26 protein-coding genes are annotated in these 23899 nt (G+C 62.8%); 16 read left to right on the plus strand and 10 right to left on the minus strand.

Translation table 11 applies throughout. The features are described 5' to 3' along the window. Positions 1 to 105 precede the first annotated feature (105 nt). Complete coding sequence (locus VIL88_RS01500) at positions 106 to 912, minus strand: helix-turn-helix domain-containing protein (protein ID WP_331985194.1); 807 nt, start codon at positions 910 to 912, stop codon at positions 106 to 108. 275 nt (positions 913 to 1187) lie between these two features. Between VIL88_RS01500 and VIL88_RS01505 the strand changes: the two genes are divergently transcribed. From VIL88_RS01505 to VIL88_RS01525, 5 genes are all read left to right on the plus strand, one after another. After that, positions 1188 to 3281: an ABC transporter substrate-binding protein gene (locus tag VIL88_RS01505; protein ID WP_331985196.1), complete on the plus strand. Its 2094-nt coding sequence runs from the start codon at positions 1188 to 1190 to the stop codon at positions 3279 to 3281. A 68-nt stretch (positions 3282 to 3349) separates the two neighbouring features. Next, the gene (locus VIL88_RS01510) at positions 3350 to 4354 is read left to right on the plus strand and encodes an ABC transporter permease (RefSeq protein ID WP_331985198.1); all 1005 of its coding nucleotides are present in this window, start codon (positions 3350 to 3352) and stop codon (positions 4352 to 4354) included. After that, positions 4354 to 5547, plus strand: a complete 1194-nt coding sequence (locus tag VIL88_RS01515) for an ABC transporter permease (RefSeq protein ID WP_331985200.1) — start codon at positions 4354 to 4356, stop codon at positions 5545 to 5547. The genes VIL88_RS01510 and VIL88_RS01515 overlap by 1 nt, the downstream gene beginning before the upstream one ends. Positions 5548 to 5557: 10 nt before the next feature. After that, positions 5558 to 7225 carry an ABC transporter ATP-binding protein gene (locus VIL88_RS01520; RefSeq protein ID WP_331985202.1) on the plus strand — a complete coding sequence of 556 codons (1668 nt, stop codon included), beginning with the start codon at positions 5558 to 5560 and terminating at the stop codon, positions 7223 to 7225. Positions 7226 to 7234: 9 nt separating this feature from the next. Further along, a complete protein-coding gene (locus VIL88_RS01525) occupies positions 7235 to 8605 on the plus strand; it encodes an alpha-glucosidase/alpha-galactosidase (protein WP_331985707.1) in 1371 nt (456 codons plus the stop codon). A gap of 93 nt (positions 8606 to 8698) precedes the next feature. Here the strand turns inward: VIL88_RS01525 and VIL88_RS01530 are convergent, their stop codons facing one another. Continuing rightward, positions 8699 to 10153, minus strand: a complete 1455-nt coding sequence (locus tag VIL88_RS01530) for an alpha-glucosidase/alpha-galactosidase (protein WP_331985204.1) — start codon at positions 10151 to 10153, stop codon at positions 8699 to 8701. Positions 10154 to 10247: 94 nt separating this feature from the next. Between VIL88_RS01530 and VIL88_RS01535 the strand changes: the two genes are divergently transcribed. From VIL88_RS01535 to VIL88_RS01570, 8 genes are all read left to right on the plus strand, one after another. Continuing rightward, positions 10248 to 11120: an AraC family transcriptional regulator gene (locus VIL88_RS01535; protein ID WP_331985206.1), complete on the plus strand. Its 873-nt coding sequence runs from the start codon at positions 10248 to 10250 to the stop codon at positions 11118 to 11120. 68 nt (positions 11121 to 11188) lie between these two features. After that, positions 11189 to 11659, plus strand: a complete 471-nt coding sequence (locus VIL88_RS01540; RefSeq protein ID WP_331985208.1) for a MaoC family dehydratase — start codon at positions 11189 to 11191, stop codon at positions 11657 to 11659. Beyond that, positions 11656 to 12213 (plus strand): MaoC/PaaZ C-terminal domain-containing protein, encoded by a 558-nt coding sequence (locus VIL88_RS01545; protein WP_331985210.1) that lies wholly within the window; start codon positions 11656 to 11658, stop codon positions 12211 to 12213. Before VIL88_RS01540 ends, VIL88_RS01545 begins: the two co-directional genes overlap by 4 nt. A gap of 32 nt (positions 12214 to 12245) precedes the next feature. Further along, positions 12246 to 12590 carry a hypothetical protein gene (locus VIL88_RS01550; protein ID WP_331985212.1) on the plus strand — a complete coding sequence of 115 codons (345 nt, stop codon included), beginning with the start codon at positions 12246 to 12248 and terminating at the stop codon, positions 12588 to 12590. A gap of 375 nt (positions 12591 to 12965) precedes the next feature. Next, positions 12966 to 13985, plus strand: coding sequence for a TerC family protein (locus tag VIL88_RS01555; protein WP_331985214.1), 1020 nt, complete (start codon positions 12966 to 12968; stop codon positions 13983 to 13985). 340 nt (positions 13986 to 14325) lie between these two features. Further along, positions 14326 to 14502, plus strand: coding sequence for a hypothetical protein (locus VIL88_RS01560; protein WP_331985216.1), 177 nt, complete (start codon positions 14326 to 14328; stop codon positions 14500 to 14502). Positions 14503 to 14664: 162 nt separating this feature from the next. Next, a complete protein-coding gene (locus tag VIL88_RS01565) occupies positions 14665 to 15066 on the plus strand; it encodes a VOC family protein (protein WP_331985218.1) in 402 nt (133 codons plus the stop codon). A 65-nt stretch (positions 15067 to 15131) separates the two neighbouring features. After that, the gene (locus VIL88_RS01570) at positions 15132 to 15530 is read left to right on the plus strand and encodes a GFA family protein (protein WP_331985220.1); all 399 of its coding nucleotides are present in this window, start codon (positions 15132 to 15134) and stop codon (positions 15528 to 15530) included. 121 nt (positions 15531 to 15651) lie between these two features. Here VIL88_RS01570 and VIL88_RS01575 read toward each other — a convergent pair whose 3' ends face one another. The 5 genes from VIL88_RS01575 to petA form a co-directional block, all read right to left on the minus strand. Further along, positions 15652 to 16185 carry an adenine phosphoribosyltransferase gene (locus tag VIL88_RS01575; RefSeq protein WP_331985222.1) on the minus strand — a complete coding sequence of 178 codons (534 nt, stop codon included), beginning with the start codon at positions 16183 to 16185 and terminating at the stop codon, positions 15652 to 15654. 27 nt (positions 16186 to 16212) lie between these two features. Continuing rightward, positions 16213 to 16407 (minus strand): hypothetical protein, encoded by a 195-nt coding sequence (locus tag VIL88_RS01580; protein ID WP_331985224.1) that lies wholly within the window; start codon positions 16405 to 16407, stop codon positions 16213 to 16215. A gap of 320 nt (positions 16408 to 16727) precedes the next feature. Continuing rightward, the gene (locus VIL88_RS01585; RefSeq protein WP_331985226.1) at positions 16728 to 17573 is read right to left on the minus strand and encodes a cytochrome c1; all 846 of its coding nucleotides are present in this window, start codon (positions 17571 to 17573) and stop codon (positions 16728 to 16730) included. Positions 17574 to 17594: 21 nt separating this feature from the next. Continuing rightward, a complete protein-coding gene (locus VIL88_RS01590) occupies positions 17595 to 18845 on the minus strand; it encodes a cytochrome b (RefSeq protein ID WP_331985228.1) in 1251 nt (416 codons plus the stop codon). 11 nt (positions 18846 to 18856) lie between these two features. Next, positions 18857 to 19381, minus strand: coding sequence for a ubiquinol-cytochrome c reductase iron-sulfur subunit (gene petA / locus VIL88_RS01595; protein WP_331985230.1), 525 nt, complete (start codon positions 19379 to 19381; stop codon positions 18857 to 18859). Positions 19382 to 19619: 238 nt separating this feature from the next. Here petA and VIL88_RS01600 point away from each other — a divergent pair, with 238 nt between their 5' ends. The 3 genes from VIL88_RS01600 to VIL88_RS01610 all read left to right on the plus strand — a co-directional run bounded on the left by VIL88_RS01600 (position 19620) and on the right by VIL88_RS01610 (position 21246). After that, complete coding sequence (locus VIL88_RS01600) at positions 19620 to 20090, plus strand: tRNA (cytidine(34)-2'-O)-methyltransferase (protein WP_331985232.1); 471 nt, start codon at positions 19620 to 19622, stop codon at positions 20088 to 20090. Positions 20091 to 20109: 19 nt separating this feature from the next. Further along, positions 20110 to 20982, plus strand: coding sequence for an oxygen-dependent coproporphyrinogen oxidase (gene hemF / locus VIL88_RS01605; RefSeq protein WP_331985234.1), 873 nt, complete (start codon positions 20110 to 20112; stop codon positions 20980 to 20982). A 69-nt stretch (positions 20983 to 21051) separates the two neighbouring features. Continuing rightward, on the plus strand, positions 21052 to 21246 hold the full coding sequence (locus tag VIL88_RS01610; RefSeq protein WP_331985236.1) for a DUF1059 domain-containing protein: 195 nt from the start codon (positions 21052 to 21054) through the stop codon (positions 21244 to 21246). 63 nt (positions 21247 to 21309) lie between these two features. Here the strand turns inward: VIL88_RS01610 and VIL88_RS01615 are convergent, their stop codons facing one another. The 3 genes from VIL88_RS01615 to VIL88_RS01625 all read right to left on the minus strand — a co-directional run bounded on the left by VIL88_RS01615 (position 21310) and on the right by VIL88_RS01625 (position 23836). After that, entirely contained in the window at positions 21310 to 22482 is a 1173-nt protein-coding gene (locus VIL88_RS01615; protein ID WP_331985238.1) for a CCA tRNA nucleotidyltransferase, read from the minus strand. Then, complete coding sequence (locus VIL88_RS01620; protein WP_331985240.1) at positions 22479 to 23102, minus strand: CoA pyrophosphatase; 624 nt, start codon at positions 23100 to 23102, stop codon at positions 22479 to 22481. Before VIL88_RS01620 ends, VIL88_RS01615 begins: the two co-directional genes overlap by 4 nt. 176 nt (positions 23103 to 23278) lie before the next feature. After that, positions 23279 to 23836 (minus strand): N-acetyltransferase, encoded by a 558-nt coding sequence (locus tag VIL88_RS01625; protein ID WP_331985242.1) that lies wholly within the window; start codon positions 23834 to 23836, stop codon positions 23279 to 23281. Positions 23837 to 23899: the final 63 nt, after the last annotated feature.

Genomic DNA, 23899 nt, shown 5'->3' on the forward strand with positions numbered 1-23899 from the left:
GCCCGGAGAGCTACGCTCGCAGGGCCCAGCCGCGCCACGGACACGATCTCCCTCCCGCCGTGCCCGGGCCGATCTCAGTGGGCTCCGGCTCCACGAGGCACACCCCTAGCCTTCGATCGTGTCCTTGCGCATCTGGCTGGGGGTCATGCCATAGGCCTTGCGGAAGTGTTCGTAGAACTGGGTTTGCGAGACGAAGCCGGACTGGAAGGCGACGTTGGCGATGGAGAGCGATCCGTCGAACAGCAGCGAGCGCGCGCGGATCAGGCGCATGCGGATGACGAATTTTTGCACCGAAATGTGCATGACCTTGGTGAAGAGGTTGGTGGCATAGTTGGGGTGCAGCCCCACCACTTTCGCGATGTCCTCGGCCGATAGTGGATCGGTGATGTTTTCCACGATGTGGCGCACCATGCGCACCACGTAGCGCACGGGTGAGCCTGTGCGGGTGCGGGTGCCGGTCTTTTCCACCCAGGCCGGCAAGAGCGTGTCCCAGCCGGTGATCGCGGCGCGCCGGAACATGGTGCCGATCTCGGAGCGGACAATATCGCTGCGCAGGGCGTTGCCGCTGCGGTAATCGCCGTGCCAGCGGTCCAGCGTCTCGAGGCCGATGCAGTCCGGGTTAAGCTGGATCACGCCGCCCCCCATCAGGGTTTCGGTGAGGCGGCCCAGCTGAGGCATCTCGAGGAAAGCGTCCATGGGCAGGTAGATGTTGAGCTGCCGCCCGTCCCCGACATCATGGAGGCCGACCGTCTGGTGCGGAATGCCAGCCCAGAAGGCGACGAGCCGCCCTGCCCCCATGGTGGCCGGGCCACCGTCGAAGACGTAATCCATCGTGCCGCGCGTCAGCCAGTTGAACTCGATATGGCCGTGCGTGTGGGGCGCGCGCATGATCTGCGGCGAAAAGGAGCGCATGCCGAAGCGGCCGAAAGCCTTACCCGACGAGTAGAAACTGCGGTCCGGCCGTGGGGTAGGTCGTGGCGCTTTTTGGCGCAATGGTAGCGCCGTGACCGCACTTTCATCAGTCATACTATTCGGCCGATTTCTTTGAAACCCGGAAGAAGTCTCTACCATTCCGGATTGTCTCAGATCAATCACGCGCTACGATTTCCTCCTGAGCACGGGATGAAGCCGGGAGGGAGTATCCGGCTTCGGCAAGCAATGCCGGCCCGCTGCCATGGGAGGTTCTTTTGAGAAAACACGTATATGCCCTTGGCGGGGCAGGATTGTTGCTGGGCGTTTCGGTCCTGGCGGCGCAGGCCCAGACTGTTGCACCCACGACGCCGCCCGAGCCGCCGAAATTCGATGCTCAACAGGTTCCAACCTTTGTCGGCATCAAGGACATTCTCGAATTCAAGGCTCTGCCCGAATACCGCGAGCCCGACTATGTGAAAGCCTTCGTCGACGCCGGCAAGCTGCCGCTGGTGGCCGAGCGCCTGCCCAAGGAGCCGATGGTCTACAAGACGGCCAACATGCCCGACGGCGTCGGCAGCTATGGCGATGTCATTCGCCACGTGATTGGCGGCCGGCCCGAGGGCTGGAACTACAGCGCCGGCCAGACCCAGGGCTGGGGTGGCATCGATATCGGTCTTTCGGAATGCCTGACCCGCACCGGCCCTCTCTTCCAGGTCAAGGCCGAGGAGCTTGAGCCGCTTCCGAACCTGGCCAAGAGCTGGGAATGGTCTGAAGACGGTCACGAGCTGACCATGCACCTGATCGAAGGCGCCAAATGGTCCGACGGCGACCCCTTTGACGCCGAAGACGTGATGTTCTTCTGGAACGACGTGCTGATTGATCCCCAGGTCACCCCGCTCAATGGCGCGTCGCCGGAGACCTTTGGCGTTGGCACGACGCTTGAACAGGTCGATGCCTATACCGTTAAGTGGACCTTCAAGGAGGTTCGCCCAACCCAGTATCTCTATTCGATGGCCTACGGCAATTTCTGCCCCGGCCCGAGCCACATCCTCAAGGCCGAGCACCCGGCCTACAAGGATGGCGCGACATACGACCAGTTCAAGAATGCTTTCCCGCCCGAATACCTCAACATGCCCACCATGGGCGGCTGGGTGCCGGTGGAATATCGGGCCGACGACATCATCGTGATGCGCCGCAATCCCTACTACTGGAAGGTCGACGAGGCTGGCAACCAGCTGCCCTATCTCGACGAAATGCAGTATCGCCTCTCCACCTGGGCCGACCGTGACGTTCAGGCTGTTGCCGGGTCTGGTGACCTCTCGAACCTCGAACAGCCGGAAAGCTTCGTGGAGGCGCTGCGCCGCTCTGCCGAAGAAACGGCACCCGCTCGCCTGGCCTTCGGTGCCCGCACCATCTCCTATTCTATCTATCCGAACCTCTCGGCCAATGGCTGGGGTGAGCCTGATGCACGTGGCCAAGCCGTACGCGAGCTCAACCGCAACCTCGACTTCCGCAAGGCTGTGAGCTACGCGCTTGATCGTCAGGCTCTTGGGGAAGCCCTGGTCAAGGGGCCGTTCACGTCGCCCTATCCCGGCGGGCTGATGCCGCCGACGAGCTACTACGACAATGACTCGACCGTCTACTATCCGTACTCGCTGGAAGACGCCAAGGCGCTGCTGGAAAAGGCTGGACTGGTCGATACCGACGGCAATGGCTTCGTCAACTTCCCCGCCGATGTGCAAGGCGGTGCCGATGTCGAGATCACGCTGATTTCCACCACCGACTACCAGACCGACAAGAGCCTTGCAGAAGGCATTGTCGGGCAGATGGAGCGGCTGGGTCTTCGTGTGATCTCACAGTCCCAGGCAACCAATCAGCGCGATGCCAATGTTCTGGCCGGCAAGTTCGACTGGAGCCTCGTGCGCAACGGTTCGGATCTGATCACGGTGGTCCAGAACACGCAGAACCTGGCTCCCACGGGTCCTCAGATCAGCCAGGCCCACCGTGCTGGTACTGACGGGACGCAGGATCTGCTGCCCTTCGAGCAGGAGATGGTCGACACGGTGAATGCCTTCGTGGCCACCGATGATCCGCAGGAGCGCATCGACCTGATGAAGACCTATCAGAGGACCTATACGGAAAACCTCTACGCCATTGGACTCACGCAGTATCCGGGCGCGCTGATCATCAACAAGCGCTTCGCCAACGTACCGGCGGGCACACCGATCCTGCAGTTCAACTGGGCTGAAGACGGCCTGATCCGCGAGCGCCTCTATGTGCCCGAGGACAAGCAGTCCGACGCCGAACTGTTCCCCGATACGCTGCCTGGTGCACCGGGCAAGGGTAACGGACCGATCGCCAGCAACTAAGCGGGCATAGCTGACGAGGGGCTGCTTTGCGCCCCTCGTCATTCCAGACCAGAAATGAGCCGATCCAGATGATCCGTTTCCTCCTGTCGCGCATCCTGTCGGCAATACCCATCCTGCTCGTTCTGAGCGTCGTTACCTTTGCCATCATCCAGGCGCCTCCCGGCGACTATGGCGACTACATCCGTTCCATGGCCATCAACCAGGGTGGCGCCTCCTTCGAGGCTGCCAATGCCCAGGCTGAAGCCTACCGCGAGGCCAACGGCCTCAACGATCCGCTTCCCATTCAATATTGGAACTGGCTGACCGGGATCGTCACCCGCTTCGACTTCGGCCACTCGCTTTATTTCAACAAGCCTGTTGGAGACGTCGTCGCCGAACGGCTTCCCGCAACGATCCTGCTGGCGCTGACCTGCCACATCCTGGCGTCGGTCATCGGCATTACGCTGGGCGTAATGGCCGCAACCCGCCAGTATTCCTGGGTAGACACCCTGTTCGGCTTCGTGTCCTTCCTCGGAATGACCATCCCGCGCTTCCTGCTCGCAATCGTAGTGCTATACATCCTCGTGTTCCGCATGGGCGTGCAGGACATCGGCAACTTCTTTTCGCCCCGCTATGGCGGCGCGCCGTGGAGCTGGGACAAGTTCGTCGACCTGGTGAAACACGTCTGGCCAGTCGTCGCGATCGCAACATTCGGCGGGCTTGCTTACAACATGCGTGTCATGCGGGCCAACCTGCTCGACGTGCTCAACGCGCAATATGTCGAAACCGCGCGCGCCAAGGGCCTGAGCCATGGCGCCGTGGTGATGAAGCACGCGGTGCCCAACGCGCTGCATCCCCTTGTCGCCTATCAGGGCGTGGTGCTGCCCTACATGCTGACCGGTGAAATCGAGGTCGCCATTGTCTTTGGCCTGGCGACCGTCGGCCCAGCCATCGTCGGCTCCATGGGTGTTGGCGACGTCTGGGTTACCGCCACCTTCATGCTGGTACTCGCCACGACGCTGATCATCGGCAACATCATCTCGGACATGCTGCTGGCCGTCCTTGATCCCCGCATTCGCCTGGGAGTTGCATGATGGCCCACGATATCGTCGACCAATCCATCCCCCTTCCCGCAGATCCTGGCACTGCGGCGCCTACACCGGCCCTGGAATCGCAGGCCGACCCGCGCGACACCATCAACCCGCGCTATGCCCATAGCGAGAGCTACCTGAGCCTGGTCTGGCGGCGCTTCCGCCGGTCGGTGATGGGAATGATCGGGCTGGGCCTCGTCGTCCTGCTGCTCGTGGTAGCAATCTTCGCCGACTTCTTTGCCCCCATCGATCCCAAGCAGGCCAATATCGGCTTCGCCCCACCTGACGTCCTGAGCTTCGTGCGCGCCGATGGCAGCTTCTCGCTGATGCCGGTGATCTACCAGCTCAGCGAGGGCGAAGAGCTCGATCCCATCACGTTCCAGCCCATCATCGGGCCTGACTACGAAAACCCGACCGAACTCGGCTTCTTTGTGAAGGGCTATCGCTACCATCTCCTCTGGTTCATCCCGGCCGACATCCATTTCTTTGGCGCAACCGACTCCTCCAAGACCTTCCACCTGCTGGGAACCGATAAGTTCGGCCGAGACATTCTGGCCCGCGGCATCGTCGGCTCGCGGATCTCCCTGACCATTGCCTTGGTGGTGACGCTTCTGACCACGGTCATTGGCACGCTGGTCGGCATCACCTCCGGATACCTGGGCGGCCGCTTCGACCGGTGGACTCAGAAACTCGTCGAGTTCGTCCTGGCCTTCCCCCAGTTGCCGCTCTACCTGGCCCTGACCTCGCTTATTCCCATCACCGCGCCATCCAACGTGTTCATTGCCTTTGTAATAGGGGTGATGGTGGTGCTCGGTTGGGCGCAGTTGAGCCGCGAAGTCCGCTCCAAGACCCTATTCATGTCCCGCATTGAATATGTGCGCGCGGCTGTGGCCGTGGGCGCCGGCGACGGTCGCATCATCACGCGCCACATCCTTCCCAATGTGCTGAGCCACGTCATCGTCGCCGTCACCCTGTCGGTGCCATCCGTGGTGCTGCTCGAGAGCTTCCTGGGCTTCCTGGGCTTTGCTGTGAAGCCGCCGCTCATCTCCTGGGGCTTGATGCTGCAGGATACAGCCTCATTCTCCGTCATCGGCTCATATCCCTGGATCCTGTCTCCGGTGATCTTTGTCCTCGTGACGGTATTTGCCTTCAACGCGCTTGGCGACGGGCTGCGCGACGCTATCGATCCTTATTGAGAACCAGGCCATGAACAGTACACAGCACCAGCCTGTCTCTCCTGTCCGCCACGATCACGGCGGTCACCAGCGTGAACTGATCCTGGATGCCCGCAATATCGGGGTCGACTTCAAGGTCGAAGGCGGCATCGTCCATGCCGTCAGCGATGTCTCGTTCCAGCTGCACCGGGGAGAAACCATCGCCCTAGTCGGAGAGTCCGGATCGGGGAAGTCCGTCACCGCCCGCACGCTGATGAAGCTGCTGACCAAGCGCGCGACCATCCGTCCAGAGACCCGCATTTCCATGGGCGGCAAGGATGTCATCGCTTTGAGCGAACACGCCATGCGCAAGCTGCGCGGCAACGACATCGCCATGATCTTCCAGGAACCGATGAGCTCGCTCAACCCGGTCTACACGATCGGCCAGCAGATCTGCGAGGTGCTGCACCTGCACAATCGTATTTCGCGCCAGGAAGCGATGACACGCGCGGAAAAGCTCCTCGAGGAGGTGCAGATTCCCGAGCCGGCGGCGCGTCTCAAGTCCTATCCGCACCAATTGTCCGGCGGGCAGCGGCAGCGCGTCATGATCGCCATGGCGCTGGCGAACCGGCCTGATGTGTTGATCGCCGACGAGCCGACCACGGCGCTAGACGTCACCGTGCAGGCGCAAATCCTCAACCTGATCAACGACCTCAAGGACAAATACGGCATGGCGGTGATCCTGATCACCCATGACCTGACGGTCGTGCGCCAGTTCAGCCAATATGTCTATGTGATGCAGCATGGACGCGTGCAGGAGCACAACGAGACTGAAGCACTGTTCGCCAACCCGCAGCATCCCTATACGCGCCACCTCCTGGCCTCCGAACCCAAGGGCACGGCGCTGCCGCTTGCCGAGGGACGCGAAACCGTGCTGGAGGGCCGTGGCGTCAAGGTCAGCTTCACGCTCAAGCGGGGCGGTTTCTTCAAGCCCGACTTCTTCGAACTCAAGGCGGTCGACAACCTCGACATCCGGCTGGCGCGCCACGAAACCCTGGGGATTGTCGGAGAGTCCGGCTCCGGCAAGACCACGTTCGGCCAGGCGCTGATCCGGCTGACCAATACCCAGGGCGGCGAAATCTTCTTTGACGGCCAGCCGATCCACGACAAGGACCGGACGGCGATGCGGCCGCTGCGCAGCCGCATGCAGATCGTGTTCCAGGACCCGTTCTCCAGCCTCAATCCGCGCATGTCGGTTCGCCAGATCATCGAGGAAGGGCTGATCGTCAACCGCATCGGGGCCAATGGGCGTGAGCGGCTCGACCGGGTGCGGCAGGCGATCAAGGATGCCGGCATGCCCGATGGCATTCTCAACCGCTTCCCGCATGAGTTTTCCGGTGGGCAGCGCCAGCGCATCGCCATCGCCCGCGCCATCGCGCTCGAGCCCGAATTCATCCTGCTCGACGAGCCCACCTCGGCGCTCGACCTCTCCGTCCAGGCCCAGATCATCGACCTCCTGCGCAAGCTGCAGGACGAGAAGGGCTTGAGCTACCTCTTCATCAGCCACGATCTCAAGGTCGTGCGCGCCCTCTGTCACCGCGTCATGGTCATGCAGCACGGCAAGATCGTCGAGCAGGGGCCGGTCGCCGATGTCCTCACCAATCCCCAAACCGAATATACGGCCCGCCTGGTGCGCGCCGCATTCGACATTGCCGCCTAGGAGCATTCAATAATGGCAAACCCAAAGATCACCTTCATCGGCGCCGGCTCGTCGGTGTTCATGAAGAACATCGTCGGCGACATCCTGCAGCGCCCGGCTCTGGCCGACGCCCAGATCCGCCTGATGGACATCAATCCCACCCGCCTGGGTGAAAGCGAGATCATCGCCAAGAAGCTGGTGGCGACGCTGGGCACCAAGGCAACGGTCGAGACCTTCTCCAACCAGCGCCAGGCGCTGGACGGCACCAATTTTGTCGTCGTCTGCTTCCAGATCGGCGGCTACGAACCCTCGACCGTGATCGATTTCGATATCCCCAAAAAGTACAACCTCCGCCAGACCATTGCCGATACGCTGGGCGTCGGTGGCATCATGCGCGGCCTCCGCACCGTGCCGCATCTCTGGAGCATCTGCGAGGACATGCTCCAGGTCGCGCCCGACGCGATCATGCTGCAATACGTCAACCCGATGGCGATCAACACTTGGGCGATTTCGGAAAAGTACCCCACGATCAAGCAGGTCGGCCTCTGCCATTCAGTGCAAGGCACGGCGCATGAACTGGCCAACGACTTGGGCATCCCCTACGAAGAAATCCGCTACAAGTCGGCCGGCATCAATCACATGGCCTTCTATCTCAAGTTCGAGCACCGCCAGCCCGACGGCTCCTATAGGAACCTCTATCCCGATCTCTTCCAGGCCTATGCAACGGGCAAGGCGCCCAAGCCGACCTGGAATCCGCGTTGCCCCAACAAGGTGCGCTACGAGATGATGACCCGCCTCGGCTACTTCGTCACCGAAAGTTCGGAGCACTTCGCCGAATACACGCCCTATTTCATCAAGGAAGGTCGCGAGGACCTGATCGAAAAGTTCGGTATTCCGCTCGACGAATATCCCAAGCGCTGCGTCGAACAGATCGCCCGCTGGAAGAAGACTTCGGAGGATTACAAGACGGCCGACCGCATCGAGGTCAAGGAATCCAAGGAATATGCCTCCTCCATCGTCAACTCGGTATGGACCGGCGAGCCTTCGGTGATCTACGGCAACCTGCGCAACAATGGCGTCATCACCAACTTGCCAAACAATGCCGCGGTGGAAGTGCCGTGCCTCGTCGATGACAACGGCTTGCAGCCGACCTTTATCGGTGACCTGCCGCCGCAGCTGACGGCACTGATCCGCACCAATATCAACGTGCAGGAACTGACCGTCGCGGCGCTGATGACCGAAAACCGCGAGCACATCTACCATGCCGCGATGATGGATCCCCATACCGCCGCCGAGCTCGATCTCGAACAGATCTGGAGCCTCGTCGACGACCTCACCGAAGCCCATGGCAGCATGCTGCCCGAGTGGGCTCGCGGTTCCCGGAAGCAGCGCGTGGCGTAATCAGCGGCGCACCTCCTCCCCTGCTTCCAAACGACGGCCCCGCTGCTTGCGCAGCGGGGCCGTCTGGTTTTCGGCTTGGAGGAAGGCCTGCAGCTAGTGGTGACCGCCGACCACTTCGCGCAGTTCCTCCACCGAGCGCACCTGCTTGCGCGCTGCGCCATCCCAGTCGCGCGTCTTGACGGTGGACTTGGCGATCCGCTCCTTGGCGGCCGGCACGGCGTCGGCATATTGCGGCAGCCACTGCGCCTGGGCGACGACCATTTCATCCACCATGGCCCAGACCTCGTCCGGCGTGCAGATGGCGCCAACCAGCGGATCATGCAGCACGGCGAGCTTGAGCGTATCGATATTGCCGGTCATCGCTGCTTCCACCGACAGGCGCTGTACCGAAACCGACACCGAGCACGTGGCAGCGCAGGCGGTCGGCAGCGTTATGCCTTCGATCATGTTGATGCCAAAGCGATCCACATAGCCTGGGCTTTCGATGATCGCATCGGCCGGCAGATTGGTGATGATGCCATTGTTGCGACGGTTGAAGTGGCCGCGATAGGAGCGGCCGGTTTCCATCGCCTCGATGATGTAGCTGGCGTGTTCGCTCGTCCGCTTGTGTTCGCTGAGCGGCTTGTTGGCCTGTTCCTTGAACATGGGGAAGTCGGTTTCGAACCAGTTGCGGCGCTCCGTTGAGTAGCGGAGATAGCCGCCGGTTTCGCCATGGATCCAATCGCTCATATCGATCCAGCGGCCGATTTCCTCGGGGCGCTTGCGGTACCAGGGCAAGTATTCGCTGAGGTGCCCGTTGCTTTCGGTTGAATAGACCCCGAAGCGCTTGAGGACGTCGATGCGCACCTTCTCCTGTTTAGAGTAGACCGGATGGGCTTCGAACCCTGCGATCAGTTCGTCCGCTTCGATCTTACGGCCCTTGGCGCGGATGTCGATGTACCAGGTCTGGTGATTGATGCCCGAGCAGATGTAGTCGAGCTCATCGTCGCGCACGCCGAGGACCTTGGCGATCTGGTGGGCGCCGTGCTGAACGCCGTGGCAGAGGCCGACGACGTTGACCCCGCCATAGAGATCGGCGGCCCAGGTATTCATCGCCATGGGGTTGGCATAGTTGAGAAAGAGTGCGCCCGGTTCGGCTACTTCCCTGATATCTTTGCAGAAATCGAGGATAACCGGGATGTTGCGCTGGCCGTACAAGATCCCGCCGGCGCAGATGGTGTCGCCGACGCATTGGTCGACACCGTATTTGAGCGGGATGGAGATGTCGGTGGCGAAGGCTTCAAGGCCCCCGACGCGGACGCAGCTCATGATGTAGCGGGCGCCGCTGATGGCTTCGCGCCGGTCGGTGGTGGCGGTTACCTTGGCCGGAAGCTTGTTGACTTGAACAATGGTTTCAATGACTTGCCGCACCATGTCGAGGTTGTGCGGGTTGATGTCGGTCAGCGCGAATTCGCAATCGACGAATTCGGGAACCTTCAGCAGGTCCGAGATCAGCGTCTTGGTAAACCCGATCGAGCCGGCACCGATCACGGTGACTTTGAATGACATATGCTCCTCCGAACGTCATCGATACGATAGCAATGTGCTATCCAACTGCGCACGGCCCGGGCTATAGAAAGCTTGTGCGTTTTCGGGTAATTTTGTGCTCACCAGGCTTCTTGAACACGGCCATGACATCCGGCTGCTGACGCTCGGCAAGACTGCCCTGCCGCTCCACTGCATGGCCGTCAGTGCCGGCTACGAGCAGCGGCGCAACGAGGTCTATTCCTGGGATGGACTGAAGCGGGGCTCGGCGCCCTTTCTTGTGGTGCAGCATACGCTGCTGGGCGAAGGCCGGCTGGACTTTGCCGGCGCGCAATACCGGCTGCGGCCCGGGCAGACCATGGTGCTCTCCATGCCGCATGCGCATCGCTATTGGCTGGAGCGGGGCGGCCACTGGGAATACTTCTGGATGGTGGTGAACGGGCGTGAGGCCCTGCGGCTGGCGCGCGAACTGATCGATGCCCGCGGGCCTGTCGTCACCCTTCCTGAACCCGTCATCGATCGGCTGGCCGCGGCATGCCTCACGCTGATCGACCGCACCGACATCACGCCCGGGGAAGCCTCCGCCGCTGCCTACGCGGCCATGGCGGCGCTGCATGACGGCGTCTTCGGCGCCCACGCCCTTCCCGAAGCCAGCATGCCGCCATGGCTGGCGCGGGTTCTGGCCTTTGTGGACGGCAACCTGGCCCAACCGCTGCAGGTGCAAAGCCTGGCGGCGGTAGCGGAGATGAGCCGGGCCCACTTTGTGCGCCAGTTCAGTGCACAGGTGGGCGTATCGCCATCGGACTTCGTGCTGGAGCGGCGCCTGGAGCGGATCGAGCGCCTGCTGCTGGCCACCGACATGAGCGTCGTGGCCATTGCCGGTATGACCGGCTTTGCCGATGCCAATTACCTCGGCAAGGCTTTCCGGCGACGGCGCGGCGTGAGCCCGCTGGCCTTTCGCAGCGCCGGGCGCCTGGCGGCGGGGACCTGAACGACCACGACCTTGCCAAGCCCGGGCAAAAGGGGCAAAACGGCCACGTTGACGTTAAGGGCAAGCCAATGACCAATCCTGTCACCCAAGACCGGCGACACTTCGAGGATCTCGCCGTCGGGGAAGTGTTCGACCTGGGACAGGTGACGGTGACCAAGGACATGATCACCACCTTCGCCCGTGAGTTCGATCCCTTTCCCTTCCATCTCGACGAAGCTGCGGCCAAGTCGAGCCTTCTGGGCGGGCTGGCATCGAGCGGGTGGCAGACGGGAGCCCTCAGTCTGCGCATGCTGGGGGACAGCTTCCTGAGCAAAGTCGCCTCGGCCGGCGGCCTGGGTTTCTCCAACCTCAAGTGGAAGAACCCCGTCATGGTGGGTGACACGATCGGCGGCACCGTGACCATTGCCGAACTGCGCCGCTCCGAGACGCATCCACAATGGGGCATCATGACTCTCGACTTTGACGTGCGGAACCAGAAGCGGCAGCCGGTGCTCACCATGCGGCTGGCCAACCTCATCGAGACGAGGAGCGCATCGTGACCCGCTGGTTCGAGGATATCGTCATCGATGAGGAGTTTGCGCTGGGTGAGCACACTTTCAGCGCCGGGGAGATCGTGCGCTTCGCCACGCTCTACGACCCACAATATTTCCACGTCGACGCCGAAGCGGCCAAGCACAGCCATTTCGGCGGCCTCGTGGCCAGCGGCTGGCATACGGTGAGCGTGGGCCATCGCAAGATGGTCGACCGATTGTTTGAAGAGGAAGAGGCGCTTCGCCAGCAGGGCAAGGAGCCGGGCGTCTCCGGCCCCTCCCCCGGCGTCAACTCCATGGAATTCAAGGTGCCGGTGCGGCCGGGCGATACGGTAAGCTATGCGCTGGCCGTCACCGGCAAACGCGCGTCCAACTCCATTCCGGGATGGGGGCTGCTGTTCAACCGGCTCAAGGCTACCAACCAGCGGGGCGAACTGGTCTACCAGGCTGAACTGGTCGGCTTCAGCAAGCTGCGTGACTACCGTATGCCGCTCAAGACCAGAGTGTTGCTGGCGCTCACCAGGCTGCCGCTGATCGGCGCCCGTCTCAAGCGCGGCACTTGAAAGCCAAAGGGGACACCGGCACTCTCCCCCTCATGCGCCGAATCGCCCTTGTCACTGCCGCTTCCCTCCTGCTTGCCACGCCGGCTTTCGCCCAAGCCTATTCAGGCAACTGGGCATGCCGCGACGCGAGCACGGCCAAGGCCGGCATCCTTACCATCTATGGCGAAGTCTATGGCTTTGCCTCGACCATTGTCGGCGACAAGAGCTCGGGCACCGGCACGATCACCGGCTACCAGGATGGCGTCGGCTTCAACGACGGCGGGCTGCGGGCGGCACGGAATATCCAGGCCGGCCGCATGATTCCCGACCCCACCTATGGCACAGCCATCCAACTGGAAACGGCGGATGCAATCGTGATGCTCTGCACGCCGAGATAGGCAAAGGGCCGGTCTGCTGGGCTGTGGACTGGTCGCCCTTGGGCACGTCATCAAAGGAGATTCCCGCCTGCGCGGGAATGACGTTGTGGGCTTGGACAGGCCGGGAACACTCCAGGGGCATGTGCCAAGTGTCGCCTGACGCGCGGCGTCATTCCCGCGGAGGCGGGAATCTCCCTTTGCTGAGCTCTTCAACGACAGAATGCTCCCGCATTCGCTGGGATGAGGCAGTGCCTATCCACAACCGGTTGCATGGGGGCTTGAACTTTTTTTCAGTTCGGGCATTTTGCCAATGCGGCGCCGGGCCCCTCTGGCGAGGATGATCTATCTCCTCGCGATGTCGGAGCTGCTCCAAACTTCATGGAGAAAGGTCCGGCGATGGAATCGCTGTTTGCCGCCCTATCGGGCGAATTTTTAGGTACCCCTGGCTATTTCTGGGTCGCGTTCATCGCGATCGTCATTGCTCTTCTGGTCTTCGACCTCGGCATCCTGCACAAGGACGAGCACGAGATCGGCGCCAAGGAGAGCCTGCTGCTCTATGGCTTCTACGTGCTGATTGCCCTTGCCTTCGGCGGCTGGGTCTGGTGGCAGCGCGGCGCCGAAGCAGGGCTCGAATTCTATACCGGCTATCTGCTCGAGCAGTCGCTGGCGATGGACAACATGTTCGTCATCGCCACCATCTTCGGCTTCCTCGCCATCCCGCGCCTCTACCAGCACCGCGTGCTGTTCTGGGGCATCCTGGGGGTGATCCTGTTCCGCGCCATCCTGATCGGCCTGGGCGCGGCGCTGGTCAACAACTTCAACTGGATCCTCTTCTTCTTCGGTGCCTTCCTGGTCTTCACCGGCGTCCGCATGTTCAGCCACAAGGACGAGGAGCCGAACCTCGAAGAAAACAAGATCTTCCAGTTCATCAGCAAGCACTTCCGGGTCACCAAGCAGCTGCATGGCCGCAGCTTCACGGTCAAGGAACCCGATCCCAAGACCGGCAAGATCGTTACCTGGCTGACGCCGCTGGCTGTGGCGCTGATCATGGTGGAAGTGGTCGACCTGATCTTTGCCGTCGACTCGGTGCCTGCGGTCTTCGCGGTGACGCAGGACACGTTCATCGTCTACACGTCCAACATCTTCGCCATCCTGGGCCTGCGCTCGCTTTACTTCGCGCTGGCGGCCGCGATGAACCGCTTCCGTTACCTGCAGGTATCGCTGGCCATTATCCTGGTCCTGGTCGGCATCAAGATTTCCCTGGTGCCGCTCCATATCCATATCGACACGCTGCTGTCGCTGGTGGTCACGCTGGCCATTCTTGCCGGTGGTATCCTGTTCTCCTTGTGGAAGACGCGCAACGAGCCGGATATCAGCGCGCTCGAGGAGCCGGAAAAGGGGCAGCTAGAACCCTAACCGACATCAAGGGGCCGGCGGTTGACGCCGGCCCTTCCCTTTTCTATGCTCCCCTCACCTGAAAAAGAGGTCTCGTAGCCACATGAACTGAGAACTTGCCCCGGACGTCCGACGAACTCCCGCTCCGCGCCTGCGCGTGACCGGAAGCTCCTCGATGCCGTGTTGCGCAAGATCAGGTTCAGGCAGAGCCCTGTTCCGGCCCTGAGGCCGCTCCATCCCTTCAACGGCATCGCTGGCGTCCGGTCAAAACCACGCTTCATCGCGCGGCTTTCGGCTGCGCTTCACTTCAACCCCGTGCCGCGCCTGAGACGCCGACCGGGGATAGCGAAAGGCTTTGTCCATGCCAAAGAACATATTCCAGCGGCCAACTTCGGTCACCCGCAACCACGCCGTGCCGCGCCACGGTGCCCCGATCCCGCAACCGCGCAAGGCGGGGCGCAAGACGGAGCAGCCGCCACTGGCGGCGTCCACTCCCCTGCCCTCGCTTGAAGCGCTGCTGAAAGCCACCAAGCACTAACAGCAGACGGCCGGCACCCGGCGAGCACCAATGGGAATTCCCCTTGTGCGGGAACTGGTCTCGCCGATGCACCAGACAGGCCCGGCACCCATCTGCTGGGCCTGCACCAGTCTTGCCGCATTTTCCCTCTAGCCAGAAGGCAGATCCACGCAGGAGACGAGCATGGGCAGGATACACGAGATCGTATTCGACTGTGACAAGCCGGCCAAGCTGGCACAATTCTGGGCCGCTCTGTTGGATGGCTATGCCATCCGCCACTATGACGAAGCCGAGATCGCGCGCCTTGCCGCCCTCGGCCTTACGCCCGAGACCGATCCGACCGTGATGGTGGACGGTCCCGGCCCTTCGCTCTGCTTCCAGAACGTGGACGGACGCCGCTACGACAACAACCGCGTCCACTTCGACGTGGAGGTTACCGACCGAGTCGCAGAAGTCCAGCGCCTCCTAGCCGCGGGCGCCGAGACAGTGCGCGTCCTGCCTACCTATACGGTGATGAAGGATCCCGAGGGCAACCAGTTCTGCGTGGTCGATGCCCAGCCGATGGGCATCGAAGTGGCCGCCTGAGGCTACTGACAAAGGCTGTCACTTCAGGGGCGCAGCTTGCGTTCACAGCCCTGGAGGAGCCAGCCATGTCCCTGATTGCCAAATGCCACTGCGGTGCCACGCAGATCGAACTGCCGCACAAGCCGGAGCGGGCCGCCGACTGCAACTGCACCTTCTGCAGCCGCACGGGTGCCGTCTGGGGCTACTTCAAGCCCGGTGAGTTGCACATCGCTGCCGGCGAGCACGACAAGTTCTATTCGGCGAGCGGCTTTGGCAACGAGCATCACTTCTGCAGCCATTGCGGCATGCAGACCTACGGCGTTTCTCCCGACTGGAGCTCTGTCTACAATGACGACGGCACGCCCAAGGGCGAACCGGGTGCCATGCCCACGGGGCAGATCTTTGCCGTCAACCTGCGGCTGATCGATGACTTCGACTGGTCATCGATCCAGGTCGAGCATATGGACGGGCGCAACAACTGGTAGGCGAGTGTATTGCCTGCCCACCCGCAGCGTCGTTCGCGCGAGGGCGGAAATCCACTCTGTTCCTGCCCGGGCCAAGATGGCTGCCCGCTTTCGCGGGATAACGTCGAGGGCTAGGAGGGGGTCAGTGCCCCTCGAAGGCCATCAGCGAGGTGACGGCCACCGCTTCCGCCTTGAGCTTGGCGGCGCCGCCAAGGTCGGGCAGATCGATCACGAAGGCTGCGTCGTCCACCTGGGCGCCCGTGCGCCGCAGGAGGCCGACGGCGGCGATCGCCGTGCCGCCCGTGGCGATCAGGTCGTCCACCAGGAGCACCTTGTCGCCGCTGTCGAGCACGTCGGCGTGGATCTCGATCGTGTCGACGCCATATTCGAGCGCGTAGTTCTGCCCGATGGTTTCGCCCGGAAGCTTGCCCTTCTTGCGCACGGGGATGAAGCCGACACCCAGCGCAATTGCAACGCCGGCGCCGAAGATGAAGCCGCGGGCTTCGATACCGGCGACATGGGTGATGCCCTGCCCGCGGTAGCGCTGCGCGATCTGCTCGACGCTCTCCTTGAACCCTTCGGGATGCTCGATCAGCGTGGTGATGTCACGAAACAGGATCCCCTTCTTGGGGTAGTCCGGAATCGTGCGCACGAGAGCCTTGAGGTCGAGCGGCATGGCAGTCCTTGTCTGGGAAAAGTGTCGTTAGCGGAGGCGCTTGCCGACAAGGTGGCGTGCGACGACGCCGGCACCATAGGCGGCAGAACGGGTAACGTTGATCGCGGTCTCGCGCGCCTTGGGATTGGCGGCAACGGCGGTGATGCCGGCGCGCACCACCGGATGCCGGCTCATGGATATGGCGGCGCCCACGACGGTGACGGCAATGCGGATGGCTGACATGTCGTTCTCCCTGGCGCCGGAATGCTTAAGCCGAATATTGCGATGCGGACGCCGCTTGGCAAGAGGTGGGCGTGTCGTAGCGATCAAGAGAAAGGGCCCGTGAGGGCCCTTTGATATCTTGTAGGTGGCATGCCTGGGCCCTGCAAGTGTAGCTCTTGGGGCCTAGCCGCCTGAAAGCGCGCCACTGGCGCGTCTTCGCCGCTGCGCGGCCGGACTGGCATCTGGCACGCGGCACATCCGGGCCCTGCGAGCGTAGCTCTTCGGGCCTAGCCGCCTGAAAACGCGCCACTGGCGCGTTTTCTCCGCTGCGCGGCCGGCGGCTAGTGCTCGATGCCCTGCCAGAGGCGGCGCTTGGTGGCCCACATCAGGCCGGCAAACAGCACCAGGAACAAGAGCACGACAAAACCGGTCTGCTTGCGGCCAGCGAGGTGCGGCTCGGCCGCCCACATCATGAAGGCGGCGACGTCCTTGGAATACTGATCGACGGTCAGTGGCACCTCGGTCTGGCCCTCGGCCACTTCATAGGCGATCTGCCCGTCCGACAGTGGCGGCGCCATGCCGATGGCGTGGCCGGGGAAGTAATCGTTGTAATACTTGCCTTCAGCCAGCTCGAAATCGGCCGGCGGCTCTTCATGGTAGCCGTTCAGCAGCGCATGGATATAGTCCGGGCCGCCCTCCTGGTAACCGGTGAAGTAGTTGAAGATCCAGAACGGGAAGGCATCGGACACGCCGCGCGCCTTGGCAAGCACAGAGAAGTCCGGCGGCAGGGCGCCGCCATTGGCGTCGCGGGCATCCTGCTCGGTCGCGAAAGGCGACGGGAAGCGATCGGCCGGCACGGCGGCGCGAACACCGCCATCGGCTGTCGGATCGGCGACTTCATATTCAGCCGCGAGTGCCTTGACCTGCTCTTCGGAGAAGCCGGGGCCACCGGGTTCGGCCAGATTACGGAATGCAACGAGGCGTGCGCCGTGGCAGCTGGAGCACACTTCCCGGTACACCTGGAAGCCGCGCTGCAGCTGGTTCTGGTCATAGGTGCCGAAGATGCCGGCAAAGCTCCAGCTCTGCTTTTCGATATGCGGCGTGGAGTGGCCGCCTTCCTGCGCCAGGACCGGCATGGCCAGGCTGGAGGCAAGCGCCAGGGCAACAAGGGTGGTCTTCAAGTTCATCATGGTTCCTTCCCCTTCCCGTCAGGCGTGCTGCTTGGCGAGGACGCTTTCCGAGATGCTGGTCGGCAGCGGCCGGGGCGTCTCGATGCGGCCAAGGAGCGGCAGGATCACGAGGAAGTGGATGAAGTAATAGGCGGTGCAGATCTTGGCGAGGATCACGTAGATGCCTTCGGCCGGCGCGGCACCCAGATAGGTGAGGCCGATGAAGTTGACCACGAAAATCCAGTAGAACCACTTGAACATCGGGCGGAAGTGGCCCGAGCGAACCTTGGACGTGTCGAGCCAGGGCAGGAAGAACAGGATCAGGATCGAGCCGCCGAAGAAGATCACGCCACCGAGCTTGGAGTCGATGAACAGGATGTTGAAGTCGATGGCACGCAGGATCGCGTAGAAGGGCAGGAAGTACCATTCCGGAACGATATGGGCCGGCGTCACCTGCGAGTTGAACTGGATGTAGTTGTCCGGGTGACCCAGAATGTCGGGCGCAAAGAAGGCGAACCAGGCAAACGGGATCAGGAACAGCGACATGCCGAACAGATCCTTCATCGTGTAGTACGGATGGAAGGGCAGCGTGTCGCGGTTGTCCTTCACGTCCACGCCGATCGGGTTGTTGTTGCCCGGCACGTGGAGCGCCCAGATGTGGAGCGCGACCACTGCGGCGATCACGAAGGGCAGCAGGTAGTGGAGCGAGAAGAAGCGGTTGAGCGTCGGATTGCCGACCGAGAAGCCGCCGCGCAGCAGTTCGAGGATCGGATTGCCGACCACCGGAATGGCCGCAAAGATGTTGGTGATAACCGTGGCGGCCCAGCCCGACATCTGACCCCAGGGCAGCACATAGCCCATGAAGGCGGTGGCCATGGTCAGAAGGAACAGCAGCACGCCGATGATCCACAGGATCTCGCGCGGCGCCTTGTAGGAGCCGAAATACATGTTGCGGAAGATGTGGACATACATGGCCGCAAAGAACATGGAGGCGCCCACGGCGTGGAACGCCTGGATCATGCGGCCGCCATTGACGTCGCGGCGGATATGCTCGACCGAGTCGAAGGCCATCGCCACGTTGGGCGTGTAGTGCATGGCCAGGATCACGCCGGTGACGATCTGGATGCCCAGGCACATCACGAGGATGGCGCCAAAGGTCCACCAGTAGTTGAGGTTCTTCGGCGTGGGGAAATCCATCAGGTGCTCTTTGGAGAACCGGATGATCGGCAGGCGTTCATCGAGCCACTTCTCGATGCCAGTGCCGGGCGTATAAGTCGAATGTTCGGACATCTGGGGCCCCACTAACCGATCTGGACCAGCGTATCGCTGAGGAATTCATAAGGCGGCAGCACCAGGTTGGCCGGTGCGGGGCCTTTGCGGATACGGCCGGCGCTGTCGTAGTGCGAACCATGGCAGGGGCAGAACCAGCCGTCGAAATCGCCAGAATCGCCGACGGGCACGCAACCGAGATGGGTGCAGTTGGCGATCATAATCAGCCACTGCTCGTGGCCCGCCTTGACGCGCTGCTCGTCGGTGGCGGGGTCCTTGAGCTCGTTGAGCGGCACGGCGCGCGCCTCTTCAATCTCGGCCTGGGTGCGATGGCGCACGAAAACGGGAAGGCCGCGCCACATGATGGTGACCGACTGCCCTTCGGGGATCGAGCCCACGTCGAATTCGATGCTGGCGAGCGCCAGGGTCGAGGCATCGGGGTTGAGCTGGTTGATCAGCGGCCAGACCGTCGCGGCGGCGCCGACTGCGGCCACAGAGCCGGTTGCGACGAAGATGAAATCCCGCCGTGTCGATTTAGAGTGAGCTTGCGTGGCCAAGGTCCGTATCCCCGTACAATCACATCAGACGCGGCCGGCAGCGGCCCACCATTTTGCGCATGCGCAGAATCGGCAGCCGGCCGCCCTCAAGCGGCCCGTCAGTTGCGGTTCTTTTTGCACTGTCACGTAGACTTGTCCAGTGTGGCCAAGGATGACACTGAACAAGTGCGACACTATACCCGGTCCGCCATGGCGACGCGGGTCGCCAGCCCCTCGCCGATGCCTAGCAGGACTCCTCATGACGGTCGACCTCGCGCTCTATCAGCCGGACATTGCCAACAATGCCGGCACCCTGATCCGCCTTGGCGCCTGCCTCTGCACGACTATCCACCTGATCCACCCCACCGGCTTCCCCTTCTCGGCCAAAACCCTGGCCCGCGCAGGGCTCGACTATGTCGATCATGCCAATGTCCATGAACATGCCAGCTGGACTGCCTTCGACCTCTGGCGCCGCGAGCATGGACGGCGCCTGGTGCTGCTGACCACCAAAGCGGATACCTCGGCTTATGCCGTACAATATGAGCCGATGGACGTGCTCATGGTGGGGCGGGAAAGCGCGGGCGTGCCCGACACGGTGGCCGAAAGCTGCGACGTCAGAGTGCGCATTCCGATGCGCGGAAAGTTGCGCTCGATCAATGTTGCCCTCGCGGCTTCACTTATTCTGGGAGAGGCAAAAAGGCAGACCGACGGGTTTACAGGGCTTCAATGACGGTTCATTTCACTTCCCCATGACACTTCCCCAAAACATCGAAAGCAAGCAGGCCACTGCACAGGCCTGGTTCCGCACCCTGCGCGACCGGATTGTCGCGGCGTTCCATGCAATCGAGGACGAGGTCAGCGGACCCAACAGCGACATGCCACCGGGCCGCTTCGAGATCTCGCCCTGGGATCGGGCAGCAGGTGGCGGCGGCGAGATGGGCATGCTGCATGGCCGCGTCTTCCAGAAGGCGGGGGTTCACATCTCCACCGTTCATGGCGAGTTTTCCGCCGACTTCGCCAAGCAGATGCCGGGCACCGAAGAGGGTGCGAAGTTCTGGAGCTCGGGTATCTCGCTGATCGTCCACCCCTGGAACCCCCATGTTCCGGTCGTGCATATGAACACGCGCATGATCGTGACCGGCAAGCAGTGGTTCGGCGGTGGTGCCGACCTGACGCCGGTACTAGATCGGCGTCGCACGCAGGAGGACCAGGATAGCCGCGACTTCCATGCCGCCATGAAAGCGGCCTGCGACAACCGCCCGGGCGTCGACTACGATCGCTACAAGGTCTGGTGCGACGAGTATTTCTTCCTGCCCCATCGCAACGAGCCGCGCGGCATCGGCGGCATCTTCTACGATCACCATAATTCCGGTGATTGGGCAGCTGACTTCGAGTTCACGCAGGCGGTGGGGCTGGCCTTCCTCGGAATCTATCCCGAGCTGGTGCGCCGCAATTTCGAGACGCCCTGGACCGATGCGGATCGCCACGAGCAACTGGTGCGGCGCGGCCGCTATGTCGAGTTCAACCTTCTCTATGACCGCGGCACCACCTTCGGGCTCAAGACCGGCGGCAACGTCAACTCGATCCTTTCCTCCATGCCACCCGAGGTACGCTGGCCCTGAGGCAAAGGGCGGAACCGCACTTCCGCTTACACGTTCCCCCTCTCCCATCACTTGAAGGGAGATGAGACAATGAAACGCTTCGAATCCGGCTCGCTTATCCCCGGCGCCACCTGGCATGCAGAGGCCGACAGCGAGGCCGAAGTGGTACGGCGGGCGGTGGAGAACCTGCGCACCTATCACGGTGAGGTGGACGTTCGCCCGGACATGATCGAGCGCATCAAGGAGCGTATCGTCGACACCGGCGACGCAGCGACCAAGCACTAGTTCGTGCTGCGCCGCTGAAAAAGATCAGCGCCCTTCCTCGAGAGGGCGCTTTTTTTTTGCGTCTCAACCCAGCCGCGCCTGCCCCAGCAGTTCCGCCTTGCTCAGCGTAAAGCCGCTCCCTATCCAGAGCTGCTCCAGACGCGCCAACTCCTTCCCCAAAGCAGGCCCGGGCGGCATGCCAAGCTCGGCAAGATCATTGCCGCGAAGGGGGAATGGCGGCACGACGAGCGCGCCGAGGGCGCGAGCAGTTTCGGCAAGCCGCGCCCGGTTCCAGCCCCCCTGTGCTGCCGCCACTGCCAGACCTTCGACGGCTACTTCCCCGTGACGATAAGCGGCTTCGGCCACTTTTTCATCCGTCAGAAGTGCTGCGGCTGCGGCGATGGCCCGGGCATTAGCAATGGTATCTTTCGAGAGGCGCCACTCGGACTGGATTCGGTCCCATTCTCCCCCTGCAAGCAGCGCAAGGCGGGCGGCAGGCGACTGACCGCCGAACTCTTCATAAGCGACGAGCGACCTCAACACGGCGTCAGACAAGGTCAGAAGCTTGATCTCGGACATGACGGCCAGGGTGAGCGCCACTTGCGGGAGGGCCAGCATGCGCATCATCTCGCCGCCGATCCGCTCACGCGACAGATGACCCAGCTGCCCCACGGCACTGGCACAGGCCTCGAGCCCTTCGCCGTCGAGGCGCTGTCCACCGTGGCTCGCCGTCAGCCGGAAGAACCGGTAGACGCGCAATCCGTCCTCCGCGATGCGCAGCTCTGGATCGCCGATGAAACGCACCAGGCCATTGCGCGCGTCCGCCGCACCGCCCAGCGGGTCGTAAAGCGTCCCGTCGGCAGCGCAGTAGAGCGCGTTCATGGTGAAGTCGCGCCGTTGGGCATCCTCTAGCCAATCGGTGCCGAAGGCCACAACCGCATGGCGGCCATCGGTCTCGACATCGCGCCGCAGGGTGGTAACCTCCGCCAGCGTGTCCCCAGCCTTGAGGGTGAGGGTGCCATGGGCGATACCGGTGGGATAGGCGGCGATGCCGGCAGCAGCGGCCCGCGCCATCACGTCCTCGGGCAGCAGTTCGGTCGCCATGTCGATGTCGCCGCTATGGCTGCGCCCCATCACCGCGTCGCGCACGACCCCGCCCGCTATCCGCGTTCGATGGGTGTCGCCGTCGAGCGCCCGCAGGATCAGCTGCGTCTCCGGCCGCTTGAGCCATTCCGCTTGGCGCAGGTCCATAGTCATGACTCTTCACCAACGGCGAGGTCGCGAAACTGCCGGGTCAGGTTGGCCGTGATGCCCCAGATGCGGTGGCCATCGTGGTCGATCTGCCAGGTGCGGTGTTCGACGCCATCGCGGCTGATGCGGAAGACGCCATAGCTCTCGGGGTGCAGGATCCGCTCCAGCGGCACTTCGAAGACGGAATGGACTTCACCCGGATTGGGAACAAAGGGCCCGCTGGGTTCAACTGTCGCGACGACGGGCGTGATGAGGTAGTTGGTGCCGGTGAAGTAGGGCTGCATATAGCCGATCACCTTTGCGTCCTCGCGGGCGAGGCTCACCTCCTCGGAGGCCTCGCGCAAGGCGGCAGCCGCGACATCGGCGTCGTTGGCATCGACCTTGCCGCCCGGGAAGGCCACCTGCCCCGAATGGGAGCGCAGGTCGGGCGAGCGCTCGGTGTAAAGGACAGTATGTCCCTCCGGCCGCCGGATCAGCGCGATCAGCACTGCCGCAGGGGTCGGCGGGCGCGTGAAGGGCTGAGAAGGCGCCCAGTCGGGAACCAGCGACTCAGGCGGCGGCAGTGGTGGGGGCACAGCGAGCAGCCGGGCCGACAAGCGGCCGATGATGGTGTCGTCAAACGACAAGAGATTACCGGAATTGATGTTCGGGAGCGGGAGCTTAGTGCAGCGGGAGGCTCTTGGTCTACCACTTCTCCGCCTGAGCCAGGCGGTCCAGGCACGGAGTGTGGAGCCGATGCTGCCCCTAAAGGGAAGAGCCCTCGGGTCAAGCCCGAGGGTGACATTCGAGGTGTCCCCGACGTTTAGCCCTGCTGCCAGGCTGAAATCGGGCCGCTAAGGCTCGTGGCGAGGCTTTTGTCGTCGGCGAAGACCAGCACGCGGGTGGGATCGACTGGTCCCGGGAAAACGATGTTGCCGGGGATGGTCGGCTCCCAGCCGAGGGGGCAATAATAATCGCGGTCGCCCACCAGCATCACGAACTCGCCGTCGCCGCGCTCCATGGCACGGCTGGTTACTTCGCGCGCCAGCAGCTTGCCGGCACCGAGCTTGCGGAAATTGGGATGGGTGGCCAGAGGCCCCAGCATCCAGCCGTTCTTGCCGCCAATGCTGATCGGGGTCATCCACACCGAGCCGCAGGCCGTGCCTTCAACTTCGGCAACCAGGCTGAGACTGGGGTCGATCTTGAAACGCTCGCGGATGCGGTAGGCCGTCTTGGCGAAGCGGCCGGGACCGAAGGCAATCGCGTGCAATTCTTCCATGAAGGCATCGTCGGCATCGGTTGCCGGACGAACGGAAGGAACGCGCAGGGGAACGGCGGAGACAGCAGCAGGTGCAGCCGAGGGCGCAGACGAGAGAGTCATGGCAGAAGTCCAGGAAGAGGATGCTAAGGACAAACCCGGCACCCAGAGGGCACCGTCTCGAAA

The sequence above is a fragment of the Devosia sp. genome (assembly GCF_036563435.1).
Taxonomy (GTDB): Bacteria; Pseudomonadota; Alphaproteobacteria; order Rhizobiales; family Devosiaceae; genus Devosia.